At 36.4% G+C, this 15,683-nt stretch carries 12 protein-coding genes; 9 read left to right on the top strand and 3 right to left on the bottom strand.

Going from position 1 to position 15,683, the window contains the following annotated elements:
- Positions 1–94: 94 nt before the first annotated feature.
- Positions 95–2,440, bottom strand: a complete 2,346-nt coding sequence (locus HFP08_RS27855; RefSeq protein WP_168123904.1) for an O-antigen ligase family protein — start codon at positions 2,438–2,440, stop codon at positions 95–97.
- A 380-nt stretch (positions 2,441–2,820) separates the two neighbouring features.
- Here HFP08_RS27855 and HFP08_RS27860 point away from each other — a divergent pair, with 380 nt between their 5' ends.
- Complete coding sequence (locus HFP08_RS27860) at positions 2,821–4,872, top strand: HAD family hydrolase (RefSeq protein ID WP_168123905.1); 2,052 nt, start codon at positions 2,821–2,823, stop codon at positions 4,870–4,872.
- A gap of 14 nt (positions 4,873–4,886) precedes the next feature.
- Here HFP08_RS27860 and HFP08_RS27865 read toward each other — a convergent pair whose 3' ends face one another.
- The gene (locus HFP08_RS27865) at positions 4,887–5,621 is read right to left on the bottom strand and encodes an ABC transporter ATP-binding protein (protein WP_168123906.1); all 735 of its coding nucleotides are present in this window, start codon (positions 5,619–5,621) and stop codon (positions 4,887–4,889) included.
- A gap of 14 nt (positions 5,622–5,635) precedes the next feature.
- On the bottom strand, positions 5,636–6,412 hold the full coding sequence (locus tag HFP08_RS27870) for an ABC transporter permease (protein WP_168123907.1): 777 nt from the start codon (positions 6,410–6,412) through the stop codon (positions 5,636–5,638).
- A 187-nt stretch (positions 6,413–6,599) separates the two neighbouring features.
- On the opposite strand from HFP08_RS27870, the gene HFP08_RS27875 reads away from it, so the two are divergent.
- The 8 genes from HFP08_RS27875 to rfbB are packed head-to-tail and all read left to right on the top strand — an operon-like array spanning position 6,600 to position 15,683.
- Positions 6,600–8,726, top strand: coding sequence for an HAD family hydrolase (locus tag HFP08_RS27875; protein WP_168123908.1), 2,127 nt, complete (start codon positions 6,600–6,602; stop codon positions 8,724–8,726).
- The gene (locus HFP08_RS27880; protein ID WP_168123909.1) at positions 8,719–10,341 is read left to right on the top strand and encodes a hypothetical protein; all 1,623 of its coding nucleotides are present in this window, start codon (positions 8,719–8,721) and stop codon (positions 10,339–10,341) included. Before HFP08_RS27875 ends, HFP08_RS27880 begins: the two co-directional genes overlap by 8 nt.
- On the top strand, positions 10,338–11,009 hold the full coding sequence (locus HFP08_RS27885) for an acylneuraminate cytidylyltransferase family protein (RefSeq protein WP_168123910.1): 672 nt from the start codon (positions 10,338–10,340) through the stop codon (positions 11,007–11,009). The genes HFP08_RS27880 and HFP08_RS27885 overlap by 4 nt, the downstream gene beginning before the upstream one ends.
- Complete coding sequence (locus tag HFP08_RS27890; RefSeq protein WP_168123911.1) at positions 11,002–12,612, top strand: aldolase catalytic domain-containing protein; 1,611 nt, start codon at positions 11,002–11,004, stop codon at positions 12,610–12,612. Before HFP08_RS27885 ends, HFP08_RS27890 begins: the two co-directional genes overlap by 8 nt.
- 14 nt (positions 12,613–12,626) lie before the next feature.
- The gene (locus tag HFP08_RS27895; RefSeq protein ID WP_168123912.1) at positions 12,627–13,331 is read left to right on the top strand and encodes an inositol monophosphatase family protein; all 705 of its coding nucleotides are present in this window, start codon (positions 12,627–12,629) and stop codon (positions 13,329–13,331) included.
- An 18-nt stretch (positions 13,332–13,349) separates the two neighbouring features.
- Positions 13,350–14,093, top strand: a complete 744-nt coding sequence (locus HFP08_RS27900; RefSeq protein WP_168123913.1) for a sugar phosphate nucleotidyltransferase — start codon at positions 13,350–13,352, stop codon at positions 14,091–14,093.
- A 16-nt stretch (positions 14,094–14,109) separates the two neighbouring features.
- Entirely contained in the window at positions 14,110–14,676 is a 567-nt protein-coding gene (gene rfbC, locus HFP08_RS27905) for a dTDP-4-dehydrorhamnose 3,5-epimerase (protein ID WP_168123914.1), read from the top strand.
- Positions 14,673–15,683, top strand: coding sequence for a dTDP-glucose 4,6-dehydratase (gene rfbB, locus HFP08_RS27910; RefSeq protein ID WP_168123915.1), 1,011 nt, complete (start codon positions 14,673–14,675; stop codon positions 15,681–15,683). The genes rfbC and rfbB overlap by 4 nt, the downstream gene beginning before the upstream one ends.

Genomic DNA, 15,683 nt, shown 5'->3' on the forward strand with positions numbered 1-15,683 from the left:
GATAATCGTTGGTTATCTCTTGATTTCGTCGCTGGAGGTATGATTTCCTTCATTTTTCAAGAAAATTTAATCATTCAGATCACGGATTCAGGTATTATCTCAACATTTCAATTTTTTCTCTTAGCTCAATCAGCAGGGATGATTCTTCGTGATCTGGTAGAATTAATTTTTCGGTCAATTGATCAATGTCCTGACCGGTCGCGTCCATTGCGGCAAGATAATAGATTATACCTTTGCGAAGGACAGGATCCTTCTCCTCAAGATTTGCCCCATCAGCCAGAGGTTGGAGAATCTGAACCGCTTGTTCGAAGTCTTGTTGGTCAAAGTAGACTTTCCCGATTGCTTGTCGAATATAAGGCGTAATTCCGAAGTCTCTACCCTGCAGCTGCTGCTCTGGCAAATCCTTCAGCATAGTCATTCGTGTCTTTACCTCGCTATAGAGTTCGAGTACACGATCCTGGTTTCGTGCCGTAACCTGCACATCCGTTTGACCATTACGATCATTCGCGTATTCCAGCATCGCCGCTTCATAGAATTTGATATCCCATGGGAACTTGGAAATTCCCTCTTCCAGTGCCACTATTGCTTTGTTGTACGAGCCCAAATTTTTGAAATTTCGATATTCGGCCAACAATAAATCGCGATTGTAAGGTTCATTCTTTTTCAACGCAAGTATGGCATTCTGAATCTTCGTCAAATATGCAGGGTCCATCGTCTGATAATAGCCTTGACTGAGCCAATCAATCTTCCTCAAAGTGAACTCCGGTTGATTCGGAGAGATAGCAATCATTTGCTCCAACGGTTCCAAAATATCTTGAAGCGGAGCTTTCTCTTCCACGGCCATGTACATGGCATGGTCATAGGAGCGAATAGCCGAATATTCTCTAAACGTGAAAACGAACAAAAATGTTGCAAGAGCAATTAGGAAGACTGGGTAAGCATATCGCCATGAAGACTCACCGGCTAACTCCCAACGTTTGACGTTCAGTTGCGATCGGAACGGACCAATCATAGCTCCCAGACATAAGAAGACAACGCTGCTAACGAACATATAACTCATATCAAAATCTATCAAACTGTGAACGAGAAGGGATATCGCAAAAATAAAGAAAACAAAGTGATTGCCGCGAAGCTCCTTTTTCTTCACAAATAGATAAATATAAACGGAGAAGATGACGCAAATAAAAGTCATAAGCAATAGAAATCCGATCCAACCAATCTCGACTAATGTTTGAAAGAAGAAGCTATGTGCCTGTCGGCTTAAATACGGATTGTTCTGGTACTGTTCGTATACTGCGGACCACCCGCCGCCTCCAGTCCCGAAGAGAGGATAGTCAGCGACAACCTTCATGGCATCCCGGTAAAAGGTGAATCGTTCAAGCACGCTATGCTGCTCAAAGTTTATCGATTCGATTCGATCCGCTAATCCATTCGGCAGTAGAAACTCGATTATTCCATTGTCTGTGACGAGAACGACGACACCTATAGCTCCCGCAAAAATGAGCAATAACGAGAACAGAAGGCCGCCCCAGCGCCTCCTGGTTAAGGATGCCAGCTTCTTCTCCAACCAGCGGTCAGCAATAGGGAAGAGCAGCATAATCGCACAAGCCGTCAATACGGAAGGGATAATCAGGAACAACCAGCTCTCCAGCGGCAATTTATCCCATACAGACAATAAACTTGGCCTCTTCTGCGTATGCACAGGAAGCACAACATCGGCAATCTCATCGATATTCCGGGTTAACGGATTCAACAGGATGAACGATACGACTGCCGCAAAACCAATGGCTAGCAAATAAAGGATTTGCCGATGCAATCGGATAAATGGGATGATTATGACGATCAGCACGGGAAGCACCACTAGCGCGCCCCGGGAATAAGTAAGCAAGAGAGAGACCCATATCGGCACCAGCATCATGGCATGAAGCAACCGCCAGCCCTTCTTCTGAACATGTACGGTATAATAAACCGTCGTCAGGAGCATAGCTAATAAATAGCCTGCGTATGTATTCGAATATTGAAAGACAGACGCCAACCGATTTTGCCCCGATGTATACCAAATCGCAGACGGATAATAATGCTGCCCGAACAAATTCAGAAAACCGAATAGAACAATGGCATAGCCAGAAAGCTGAAGGATAAAGGCCAGTCTATTCCAATCTCGAGCTTGCTCCGAAAAGAATAGTCCGAAACAAAAGAATCCAGCCATGCCAAAAGCAATGTAAGTCATGAGATGAGCGTTGTAGGCAGTGACAGCATGAAAGGACGAAATGAAATAGGACAACGGAAAAAGAAAAACGGCAATTGCCAGCATTGGTCCGTAGTTGTCTATCCGCCATTTCTCAATTAAACGGAATCCAGTTACAATAAGGATGATAAAAACGAGCAACAGCGCTTCATAGATCGTGTTGTCGAACGCCAGCTCAAACCCATTAAACATCGCTCCGTTGTAAGGAAGGACTAAAAAAAACAGTGCAATTCCAATCAAACCAGCCCACTTCAGCAGGGAAAAATCTTGCATCGATTCGACATGAGTCGATGGTAAAGGTTGATGGGAAGACTTGGATCGTGTAATCTTATTGACATGCACAGAACTATTCCGTTGCTTCATTTCGACATATCTCCTCATATTCGTATAACCGCATTCGAATTGATTCAATCATTCTATCAAAATTGAATTTGGAAAGCGAATCACATAAAAGGATTTTAGTTACAGTGTCTTTAAGATTAGTGGAAGCCAAGCGGTTAAAATGCAAGGAAAAAAGTAGAAATTATTGAAATTACAAGATTATTACTAATTGAGAATGCTATGGAGGAAAAATGAGATTAAAATCAGATTTCAATCAAATTAAAGATCGAATTATGGAATCAGATGTAGTTTCTTTTGATATTTTCGATACATTGTTATTAAGAAATGTAATGGAACCAAAGGATCTGTTTGAAATAATTGAAAACAGATTTTTTAATGCCAATAATGTAAAGACGAATTTTAAAAATATTAGAATTTCAGCAGAGAAAGAAGCAAGGATTAACTCCAATGAAGAGGAGATAACTTTGGATGAAATCTATATTTATGTGAACAAGCAACTTGGAGATATAGCTTCATCATTAAAAAAACTAGAACTTGAGGTAGAGTTACAATTTCTTATTCCAAATGTTGAGATGAGGAAGTTATTTGATATTGCTAAAAATTCAGAAAAAAAAGTTTATATTATAAGTGATATGTATCTATCCAAACAAGACATTGAAAAAATATTGAAAGAGAATTGTATTTCGGGGTATAACCAGCTTTATATATCGAGCGAGATAAAAAAGACTAAGGCAACTGGTACGCTATATGAATACATAAGAGAAACTGAAAGCATTTCGAGTAAACATAGATGGTTACACATTGGGGACAATTATCGTTCAGATGTTTTGAATGCAGAAAAGAGTGGAGTTTGCGGATACTTTTATCAAAAAATAAATGAAAGGGAAGAAAGCGTTTCTACCATATCAATCGGAGATTCGATTATTCAGGCAGTTATAATCAATCACAATTTCAGACTTAGGGAAAGAGATTATTGGTACTCTTTTGGAGTAAGAGTAGTTGCTTCACTGTTTATTGGATTGCTTCATTGGCTATCAGAAGAGTTAAGAGATAAAAATAACATCTATTTCCTAGCAAGGGATGGGTATTTGCCATATCAACTTTATAATTTATTAACAGAGAAGCAAACTGGTTTGCCTGAAGCAAGATATCTTTATGCATCACGAAGGTCATACTTGTTTCCTCAACTAGTACATGAGAAGCCTGAGCAAGCGATAGAGACACTAATGTTACATAATAAAGGATTTGACCAACAAATTAGCTTGATGGAAATATTGTTAAACGTAGGTTTGAATCCAGATGACTATCATTCAAAGGTTAATGAATTTGGAATAGATTCGTTGTCTGCTAAAATAGAATATACGAATGAAAATACAATCAAATCTTTTTTATTTTCAATATGGACAGATATTAAGCTGGTTCTAGATCGTGAATTGGTATTATTAAAGCAGTATCTTGAACAATCAGGTATTAATGATTATGAGGAGATTAATATATTCGATATAGGATGGAGTGGATCAACACACAAGGTAATACAAGAAATAACTAAAAAAAAGGTAAATGGTTATTACTTCGGAACTCTAGAAAGTATGGTGTCTGAATTAATACCTTATAGCAAAGGATATGCGTTCAATACTGGATCGCCATTACAAGATCGTAATCAAATTATAGACCAAGTGATGATGTATGAATTTGTTTTTTCAGCACCGGAAGGTTCATTGATCAACTTTAAACTTGATGATCAGGGGCAGATTGGATTTAATTTGAAAAATGTAGAGGAAAATTCGGATATGTACGATAAGATCAAGTCAATGCAGCTAGGCATTAACGATGTATTTGTTACAGCATTAAACTACTTTGAAGACATCAAATCAATTAGTAAGACTTATGCTGTAGGTAGTACAAAGGAATTCATAAACAAATTCCAAGCAAACGACATGATTGAATTCAGCCTCTTGTCAAATTCAGTTGGATTAGGACAAACGATTGATGTTAAAAAATATACAACACATATCAGTCTACACGAATATATTTCTAACAGGAAAAAACTGAATTCAGATGCTGAAAAAAATTTGTGGAAGAACTCAATCGTTATCGAGGACAGTCAGGGAAGATTGTTTAACAGAAGAGAGATTGAAAAATTATATGGAATAAAAACAATCGCCAATATTGACCGATTTATAAAATATGCGAGACTTCTTAGAAAAGCAATGCTTAATCCTAAGAAGGCTCTTAAGAAGTTACTTGTGTTATTACGAGTAATAATTAAAAAGAAAAAGTAAGAGATACTCGTCTCTTACTTCAAGTCTTTGAATTTGTTTATTATATTGGTTGCTTTGTCAATATCTCGAACTTTTCCATGATCTAACCAAACTGCCTTGTCACATAATGATTCAACCTGTTTGAAATTATGCGAGACAAATAATACAGTTGTACCATCGGACATCAATGAACGGATCTTTTGCTCTGATTTTTCTCTGAATTTAATATCACCGACAGATAGCACTTCATCAACAATTAAGATATCTGGTTTAACAAGAGTGGCAATTGAAAAACCAAGTCGAGACTTCATGCCTGAAGAATAATTTTTAAGTGGAGTGTGAATGAATTTTCCTATCTCAGAAAATTCGATAATTTCTTCATACTTTTCTTTAATGAATTTTTTTGAATAACCAAGTAGCAAACCATTTAGATATATATTCTCGGCACCAGAAAGATCTCCATTAAATCCGGCGCCTAATTCAAGTAACGGTGCAATAGTTCCATTCCGTTTAATAGTCCCAGATGTAGGCTTTTGAACACCTGCAATTAATTTAAGTAATGTGCTTTTACCGGCACCGTTCATACCAATAATGCCTAATATTTCACCTTTGTTGACCTTGAATGAAACGTCATCAAGGGCAAGAAAGTTTTCATATTGAAGTTGTTTTTTTAGCTTCTTTATGAAAAAATGCTTTAAAGAGTCAATTTTCTCAGTCGTTATTCGATATTGCATGCTTACATTAACTATGTCTAAAGCTATCTCACTCATTTTTGACAACACCTTTATAAATGATAAATGAATCGATCTTGAGTTTTGTAAAAAACGATCAAACCAAGGATACCATAGAATAATGCATAAAAAACAGAGAGTAAGTGATCCCAATAACTCGGAAACGATCCATACATAATAATATCACGGAACATTTCAACGATTGGGAAAAGTGGGTTAAGTAATATCAATGACATGTACTTATCTGGAATTATTGAAGCAGGATAAAAAATTGGTGTCATGTACATTAATACTAGTAATATGATTGAATAAAAATGTTTCATATCCCTGAAGAAGACATTTACTGCTGATAATAATAAACCTAAACCTGAACATATTATCAGCAGATACATAAGCGGTAAGAAAAATAGTAAATTAATCCAATGAAATTGGATTCCAGAAAAAAGCATCATGAAGAATACAGGTATTAATGATATTATAGAGACTACAAACGTAGAAAGTGTTCTCGAAAGTGGGAAAAAATATTTTGGGACATAAATTTTATTGATTAATTGACTATTTACCTGAACGGATTCCATCGCAAAGCTAGTTGCATCTGAAAAAAACTGGTACAACACACGGCCGATGAGTACGTACACAGGGAAATATTCTATCTCATTATGAAAGATTGTCATGAAAATTATACTCAAAACTACCATCATTAGAATTGGATTAAGCATACTCCAGACAATTCCCAATATTGAGTTGCGATATTTTAATTTAATATCTTTCTTAACTAATTCTATAAATAAATCTTTGTACCTAACTAAGTTATGCAAATGATTTTTCATAAATAGATTCATCCTTTAATTTCAGTCTTAGACCACTTTAACGCAATATAAGAGTAGATATCAAGTTCAATATTTTATTTGGTAAATGTTATACAGTGTTATGTGAGAGTTGAGCGTTAATGGTTAGTGTGATATCCTAATATTTGTATTGAAGTAAGACGCAATTAAAGAAGGGGAGCAAGCAGTCATGATAAGTACTGATAAAATTGTGAATTTTAAAAACAAACTATTTTACCATGCAGTTGAGAGTAATCCGAGGATATTAAGTGACTATCAGAAGTATAAATGGGCACATACTGAAAAAAAAGAAAATAAGTTAAAGTCCTGGTCCTACATCTTTATTTTGAATTTTTTACATCGTACTCTAAAAATAAACACTTTGATACAAAACAGCTCTCAGATAATCAAGACTGAGAAAGGGGGTTCGATGGACTATAAGAAACTTCCGTATCTAGACGGGCCAGAATCAGAAATATCAAATAGAGTAAGTATAACTCAATTGGCAAAAAAATTAATGAAGCATGAAGTAATATCATTTGATGTTTTTGATACATTAATATTAAGGCCATTCGCTAAACCTGAACATCTTTTTTTTCTTCTTGGAAATAAACATAAACAAATTAATTTTTTGAGCATAAGAGTTGAAGCAGAAAAAGAGGCTCGCAACATTGCATTTATTAAAAAGGGGAATAGAGAAGTCACAATTTATGATATTTATGAAATTATTGAGAGAAAGACTGGGATTAAAAAGGAATATGGGGTTCAGGTAGAGATTGAAACGGAGTTAAAGATATGTGCTCCAAATCCATATATGAGAGAGATATTTGAAATACTAAAATCTAAAAGAAAAAGAATTGTCGCTATCTCTGATATGTATGTTACAAAAGAAATGTTAATTGAGTTTTTAAATAAGTGTGGTTATTTTGGTTTTGAAGATGTTTTTATATCTAGTGAAAACAATTGTAGTAAAAGAACTAAAGGACTCTTTATGATAGCCTTAAATAAATTGAAAATTGATCCAATAGATATGGTTCATGTAGGAGATAATTTTCAAACTGACATTAAAGCAGCTAATTCACTTAATATAAACACTGTATATTATAAAAATGTTAATGATATAGGTAATGATTACAGAACTGACGGAATGTCTGAATTGATTGGCTCAACATATAGCGGGATAGTTAACTCACATCTACATAATGGAGATAATGTATATACTCCGTACTATGAATTCGGCTTTACCTATGGAGGTATATATATACTAGGTTTTTGTAATTGGATTTATGAGTTTGCGAAAAAAAATGACATAGATAAGATTTTGTTTTTGTCAAGGGATGGGGAGATTTACAAGCAAGTTTTCGATTACCTGTATCCGGGTATTCAGAATGAATATGTATACTGGTCTAGAATAGCAAATACCAAGTATACTGTCGAAAAGAACAGAGAAGACTTCATCACAAGAATGATCTATCATAAATCTATTGGTGTTATACCTACATCGTTAAAATCAATGTTGGATTCATTAGACCTTACTGAAATGCTAAGAATATTACCATATAATGGTTTGAAAGAAGAGGAAATAATTCACAAAGGAAATGTAAAGATTGTTGAAGATTTTTTTATTGACCATTGGGAATGTGTAGTTGAAAATTTGTCAGTAAATAATGAGATAGTTAAACAATATATATTAAGTAAGGTTGGTTCAAGCAAGAAAGTTGCTGTTGTAGATGTTGGGTGGATTGGATCCGGCGGATTGGGATTGAAATATCTTATTGAAGAAAAGTGGGGACAAGATTGTAAAGTATTTAGCTTAATCGCCGCCTCAAGATATTGGAATCATACTGCTAATATTAATGAAATCATGAACGGAGAGACTATACCGTATATATTTTCAAGAATGTATAATCGGAATTTATATGATACACATTCAAATACAAATAAAAATTCTAACAATATATTTTTTGAATTATTTACTCAAGCTTGTTATCCTTCATTTTCTGGATTTAAAAGAAATGAAAGTGGATTTGAATTTTTGTTTGATGTACCAGAAGTGGAAAACTATGAATATATTAAGGAAGTTCATCAGGGTATATTTGATTTTGTTAAAAAGTATAATGAAACTTTTAAAGACTTTAAATACCTATCTAATATCTCTGGGTATGACGCGTATATCCCATTCAGGTTTTTAATCAAAGATTTGAAGTTCATCAAAAAGTATTTTGGTCAATTGCGTTACTCAAGAGGAGTATTAGCAGACAGTGAGAATCAAACATTTGAAACTCTTAATGATATCTTAGAGAGTGCTGGTGTTTAATACATTTTCATTAAATTTGATTGGAGTGGATGGTTTGATTCTTTACCATGTTGTTTCAACTTATCAATTGCTACATAGTATAGTGCATAAAGAAAAATATTATTCGAATAAAAAAACAGTAGTTTTAATCTCTGAATTTCTTTGTGATAAATTTCAAAATTATTTGGATTTAAAGAAAAGTTTTTTTGATGAGGTAATAGTTATGGACAATAAAGCATTGTCAGATAGGAAGCAAGATATGATATCAAATACAACAAAGTATTTTGATTCATTACTCCACGGTAATAGGATTGGTTTATCTGAGGTGGAAGAAATTATTGTTGGTTGCGCTCATTATTATTTTGGAATATATCTTACTACTAAAGGTATCAATTTCACCTTTTTGGAGGATGGGAGTGGACTAATAAGTAGGCCAGAGATTGTATACGATATTGAAATGAATCTTGATCCAAATAAAAATGAGATTTGCAATAATTTGGGCTTATATAATGCTTCAAATAAATATATAAAAAAAATAATTTGTAATACAAAGGCGCAAAAGTCAGGTTTTAATGATGAGAGAATTGAACATATGGATTTAATTGATTGTATTAAAATAATGGATATGAATAAAGTTGAGGATTTGCTAGTTTTTTTTGATGTGAATAAGAAAATAAGTATTCCTGAAAATTCAACTCTTATAATGACTCAACACTTTTCAAATCTAAAGATATTAAGTCATGGGGATCAGATTGAAATATATAAACTTTTGGTGGACTATTTCGTGGATTCTGGTTCAATTGTTTTTAAACCTCATCCAGATGATCTTACTTATTACGATTCAATATTCCCTACTTCAGTAGTCGTACAAGATGTTTTTCCTTCAGAACTAATTCCATTTGTTTTTGAAAATGAACCTAAGACTGTAATGACGATTTCTTCAACTGCTATCAATAATTTAAAAGGGCACTATGAAAAACTAATTATGTTTTCAGCTTATTTTGAAAAACATTTTAAGATAATTCACAAATATTACACAGCATTGAGAGTAATTAATAATGCGAATTTTAAGGAGAATATATTTGAAATTAATTCAGATAATCAAACGTTAGTTAATTTAGCTGAAATGTTTGATATAACTATACAAAATGCTAGTAATAATCCGTTAGAAAAATCTGATTATAAATTTGCCAAGGTAATATTGATGGATGATACTCAAGTGAATGAGAAAGTCAATGAATTATTAGATGAAGTCTCAGATGATACTTTATTAATCTTTATAAACACAAATAATAGTTATTTCTTTTATCAATACCCGAATAAATATGTATTTGATAATATTGTTCCTATTATAATAAATTTAATTGATAAAGATTCTAATATCATAGAAGAGACTCAAATTATGTGGGCTTATTCTAAAAGAAAAGAGGTAAGGGATATGGTGAATTCAATTGAAATACAAAAAGAACTTACAAACTCAAATATGTTATTACAGGTAAATGAATTAAGCGAAGAAGAAATCAAAATAAAAGTTTTGGAAGGGATATTATCTGCTACTGAGAAACGATTAGATCATTATATTAAATTAGAATCTGAATTAAGAGAGAAATTAAAAAAAGCGGGGATAAAATCATGAAGATAGTAGGGCTTGTACCTATAAAACTAAATAGTGAGAGGTTGAAAAATAAAAACATATTGCCTTTTGAAAACGGTGAACCACTTATACATTATATTCAAAAAACTTTATTGCAAGTCAAGGGAATTGATGAAAGTTATGTCTATTGTAGTGATGATGTCATAAAGAATTATTTGATTGATGGGATAGCATACAAAAAGAGAGAAACATATTTGGATGACTCAAAGACACCATTTAATGAAGTGCTCTTTAAATTTGCAGATGAGGTAATTGCTGATTATTACGTACTGACTCATTCAACTGCCCCATTTATTAAAAGTGAAAGTATTGAACGGGGTATTCAAACAATATTAGATGGAGGATATGACTCAGCTGTAGGTGTTAATAGATTATATGATTTTTTATGGAAAGATAATGCACCACTAAATTATAACCTTAACGATATACCAAGAACGCAAGATTTGCCACTGATATATGCTGAGACTTGTGGATTATATATATATTCTAGAGAATTGATAATCAATCAAAGACGAAGGATTGGTGATAATCCCTATTTTGTTGAGTTATCAAAAATTGAAAGCATTGATATTAATGATAAAGATGATTTCATTATAGCTAATGCTATTTTTAATGAATCTCGTATCTCAATAGGAGGAGAATATGAATAACATAAAGATCCTCGACTGCACCTTGCGTGATGGTGGGTATATTAATGATTGGAATTTTGGACTCCAGAACATTATGAGCATCTTAACAAGGCTGGAAAAGGCAAATGTAGACATAATTGAATGCGGATTTTTAGAAGATGGGGAATATAATCAAGATTTATCTATGTTTACGAATGTTGATCAGATAGAAAGTATCTTGCCAGCAAGAAATGAATCAACGCAATATGTAGCTATGACAAGATATGGATTCCTCAATATTGATCACCTAAATCCATATGATGGTAAATCAATAAACGGAATAAGAGTAACCTTTCATGAAGATGAAGTCTTGGAGGCTATAGAATTTTGTAAACAAATTCAGGCTAAAGGCTATAGGACTTATGTTCAACCAGTTGGGACAACTAGTTATTCGGATAAATATCTTTTAAATCTTATTGACTTGGTCAATGATATAAAGCCGTATGCATTTTATATTGTGGATACATTAGGTTTAATGAGAAAAAGCGATCTTCTTAGAATGTTTTATTTAGTGGATCATAATCTTAATTCCGATATTGTAATAGGCTATCATTCGCACAACAACTTGCAATTAGCATTCTCTAACGCACAAGAACTTGCTGATGTTCATACGAAAAGGCAAATCATTATTGATTCTTCTGTGTATGGCATGGGAAGAGGAGCAGGGAATCTAAATACAGAATTAATAACACAACATCTGAATTCATTGAAGGATCGAAGCTACAATACTGATTACTTGCTCGAAATTGTAGATGAAACAATTGGACCGTTGCTTGAGAAGTATACATGGGGTTATTCTGTTCCTTATTACTTGGCTGCGATCAATAATTGTCATCCTAATTATGCATCTTACTTAATGAATAGAAAGACGCTTCCAGTGAAATCAATTAGCAAAATATTAAATCATATCACGAATGATAAGCGCGAATTGTATAGCGAATCTTATGTTCAAGAATTATATACGCAATATCAAAAACATCAAATTGATGATTCTAAGAGCATTGAAAATTTAAAAACTATATTCATGAATAAAGAAATACTAATAGTTGCGCCAGGCAGTTCAGTAAAAGGTGCAAAAAGTCGAATTAAGCAGTTCCAAGATTCAACAGGGGCTGTTATTATTACTGTGAATTTTGAAGGAGATGGAATAGATCCTGATTTTTGTTTCTTCAGTAATGATAAACGTTATCAGAAATTTAGTGGACTAAAATCGAACGAATCAAGTAAGCAACTCATATTATCATCTAATATACAAGAAGATATCTATCCAGATAGTTTGTTAGTCAACTATAGCGATTTGATTAATGCTCAACCTTTAGTTAATGATAATGCTACATTGATGCTACTGACATTACTCATTAAATTAGGAGTTAATAAGGTATCTATTGCTGGGTTTGATGGTTTCCACTCCAATTCAAATGATAATTATGCAGATCAGAATTTGGAAACTGATTTGGATAATGAGATAAAGATGATGATGAATGCTCAAATCAAAGAAGAGATATTGAAGTATAGTCAGGTTCTTGAATTTGAATTCATGACTGAATCTCTATTCAATCCAATGAATACAGAAGTACTAATATAGTTTTGTATGGTGGGGTGAGACTAATTCAAGAGATTAATGAAGTAAGATCATTTTTGAATCAGATATGTGAACTTGTAGATTCAAATATGTTAAAAATTAATGAAATGCGCTATCAAATCTTTATTAAGGAAGATCAAACACCTGTTACTAAATCAGATTTATTTGTAGAAAAGTTGATATTTGATTTTGTGAAAGAGAGGTTGCCGGGAGCAACATTTGTTGGTGAAGAATCTTTTGACAGTAGCGTAATTGATTCTTCAGGATATTTAGTCATTCTTGATCCAATAGATGGAACTGAAAATTTCTGTTCAGGACTTAAGGAATGGGGAGTTTCATTCAGCTTGTGGCAAGGAAGCATTCATCTTGGAAGCTTCTTGTATATGCCTGAACTACATCTTAAATTAATGACGGGAGATTCTATTGAATGTATACATTCTCGGATTACAGGTATCTCTTCTTCAATGGATGAGTCATTAATAGATATACTCAGAGGTGGCGAAGAATATCGCATTATGGGCTGTGCTGTATACAACATCTATAACGTAATAAGAGGATCATATAAACGGTTTGTGAATCCGAAAGGCGCATACATATGGGATGTTCTCCCAGGTATCATGCTGGCTCTAGAACATGGCTGCAGTGTAACAATGAACGGAGAAGCGTATCATGGGCATTCCATTGATCCTACTATAAAATATTGTATTGATATTCGAAGATAAATTGGAGGCACACCACCAATGAAAGGAATCATCCTAGCCGGAGGAACAGGCTCGCGTCTTTTCCCTCTAACCAAGGTTACGAATAAGCATCTGCTGCCGGTTGGGCGGTATCCGATGATCTTTCATGCGATTGCGAAGCTGGAGGAAGCGGGAATTACGGATATTCTGATCGTGACGGGCAAGGAGCATATGGGCGATGTGGTCAGTCTGCTTGGCAGCGGGGCGGAGTTCGGACTGTCCTTCACCTACAAGGTGCAGGATGAGGCCGGTGGCATTGCTCAGGCGCTGGGGCTTGCGGAGCAGTTCGTCCAGGGCGATCAGATGGTTGTCATTCTTGGCGATAATGTGTTCGCGGACGGCATTGCTCGTTATGTGTCCAGGTTCAAGGAGCAGGGGCGAGGAGCGAAGTTGCTGCTTCAGAAGGTGCATGATCCGCAGCGATACGGCGTTCCTGAGCTGAGGGGAGATCGTATTCTGTCTATTGAAGAGAAGCCAAGTGAACCGAAGAGCGAATATGCGGTGACCGGCATCTATATGTATGACTCGCAAGTGTTCGATATGATTCGTGGGCTTAAGCCGTCCAGTCGCGGAGAGCTGGAGATTACGGATGTGAATAATGCGTATATTGCCTCCGAGGCGCTTACTTATGATGTGCTGGAGCAGTGGTGGACGGATGCGGGGACTCATGCTTCCTATGGCAAGGCAAATGAGCTGGCAAGCAAGCTGCTGTATGCCGAGAAGTTCGGCAAGATGAAGTTGTAGCGGGAGGGTGAGATTCATGCGAGTTATTGAAACAAAGCTTCCAGGCGTGCTGCTCATCGAGCCTCAAGTGTTCGGGGATCATCGAGGCTTCTTCATAGAGAGCTTCCATGCAGGCAAATATGCGGAGCATGGGATGGATCAACCATTCGTGCAAGATAATCATTCGTTGTCCGCCGAGCCGTATGTGCTTAGAGGTCTTCATTATCAGCTCGCGCCCAAGGCGCAAGCCAAGCTGGTAAGGGTAACGGCCGGCGAGGTGCTCGATGTGGTTGTGGATATAAGAAGAGGCTCGCCTACCTTCGGAAGATGGGCGAGCTTCATGCTGTCTGCGGACAATAAGCGTCAACTCTATGTGCCGCAGGGCTTCGCCCATGGCTTCTGCACGCTCGTGCCGAACACGGAGGTGCAGTACAAGGTGGATATGTTCTATTCGCCTCAGCATGATCGAGGCATTGCATGGGATGATCCGGCAATTGGCATTGAATGGCCGGCGGCAGATCCTGTTCTCTCGGAGAAGGATGCGAAGCAGCCGCTGCTGGCGGACGCGGAGATGAATTTCGATTATGAGGGTGATACGATATGAGGCTGATGGTGACAGGCGGAGCGGGCTTTATCGGAAGCAATTTGATTCATTATATGATGAAGAAGCATCCGGAGTATGAGCTTGTGAATGTGGACGTCCTTACGTATGCCGGTAATCTTCATAATTTGAAATCGGTGGAGGGAGATGACCGCTATACCTTCCTTCATGGGGATATTCGAGATCGTGCGAAGCTGGAGCCTATATGCCGTGAAGGCGTAGACGCTATTGTTCATCTAGCCGCCGAATCGCATGTGGATCGGAGTATTGAAGAGCCGGATATTTTCGTCCAGACAAATGTTGTCGGCACTCAGATCCTTCTTGACTTGGCGCGTCAGTATAATGTCTCTCGATTCGTCCATGTCTCCACGGATGAGGTGTACGGCACGCTCGGCTCGACCGGCCTGTTCACGGAGAATACGCCGCTTGCGCCGAACAGCCCTTATTCCGCCAGCAAGGCCGGGTCGGATCTCATGGTGAGAGCGTATGGAGAGACGTTCGGGATGCATGTCAATATTACGCGATGCTCGAACAATTATGGGCCTTATCAGTTCCCCGAGAAGCTGATTCCGCTTATGATTCAGCATGCGATGCAGGATTTGCCGCTTCCCGTATATGGCGATGGTCTGAATGTCAGGGACTGGCTCTATGTGGAGGATCATTGCTGCGCAATTGATTTGGTGCTGCATGGAGGAGCCAAAGGCGAGGTATACAATGTCGGGGGACGGAATGAACGAAATAATCTGCAGGTGGTGCGGACGATTCTGGACGAGCTCGGGAAGCCTGATTCTCTGATTCAGTTCGTGGAGGACAGGCTTGGACATGACAGACGCTATGCGATCGATGCGGACAAGCTGCGTTCTACGCTTGGCTGGGAGCCGAAGCATGACTATGAGAGCGGCATTCGAGAGACGATTCGATGGTATCTGAGCAATCCGGAATGGCTGGCTTCCATCAAGAGCGGCGAATATCGTCGGTACAACCAATCGCATGAACAAGATGGAGGATAA

It is taken from the genome of Paenibacillus sp. HB172176 (genome assembly GCF_011947265.1).
Lineage (GTDB): Bacteria > Bacillota > Bacilli > Paenibacillales > Paenibacillaceae > Pristimantibacillus.

Excerpts from the sequence above, each read along its gene's own strand:
- HFP08_RS27855 (WP_168123904.1), bottom strand. The coding sequence starts at position 2,440 with ATGTTTAATGGGTTTGAGCTGGCGTTCGACAACACGATCTATGAAGCG.
- HFP08_RS27860 (WP_168123905.1), top strand. The coding sequence starts at position 2,821 with ATGAGATTAAAATCAGATTTCAATCAAATTAAAGATCGAATTATGGAA.
- HFP08_RS27865 (WP_168123906.1), bottom strand. The coding sequence starts at position 5,621 with ATGAGTGAGATAGCTTTAGACATAGTTAATGTAAGCATGCAATATCGA.
- HFP08_RS27870 (WP_168123907.1), bottom strand. The coding sequence starts at position 6,412 with ATGAAAAATCATTTGCATAACTTAGTTAGGTACAAAGATTTATTTATA.
- HFP08_RS27875 (WP_168123908.1), top strand. The coding sequence starts at position 6,600 with ATGATAAGTACTGATAAAATTGTGAATTTTAAAAACAAACTATTTTAC.
- HFP08_RS27885 (WP_168123910.1), top strand. The coding sequence starts at position 10,338 with ATGAAGATAGTAGGGCTTGTACCTATAAAACTAAATAGTGAGAGGTTG.
- HFP08_RS27890 (WP_168123911.1), top strand. The coding sequence starts at position 11,002 with ATGAATAACATAAAGATCCTCGACTGCACCTTGCGTGATGGTGGGTAT.
- HFP08_RS27900 (WP_168123913.1), top strand. The coding sequence starts at position 13,350 with ATGAAAGGAATCATCCTAGCCGGAGGAACAGGCTCGCGTCTTTTCCCT.
- rfbC (WP_168123914.1), top strand. The coding sequence starts at position 14,110 with ATGCGAGTTATTGAAACAAAGCTTCCAGGCGTGCTGCTCATCGAGCCT.
- rfbB (WP_168123915.1), top strand. The coding sequence starts at position 14,673 with ATGAGGCTGATGGTGACAGGCGGAGCGGGCTTTATCGGAAGCAATTTG.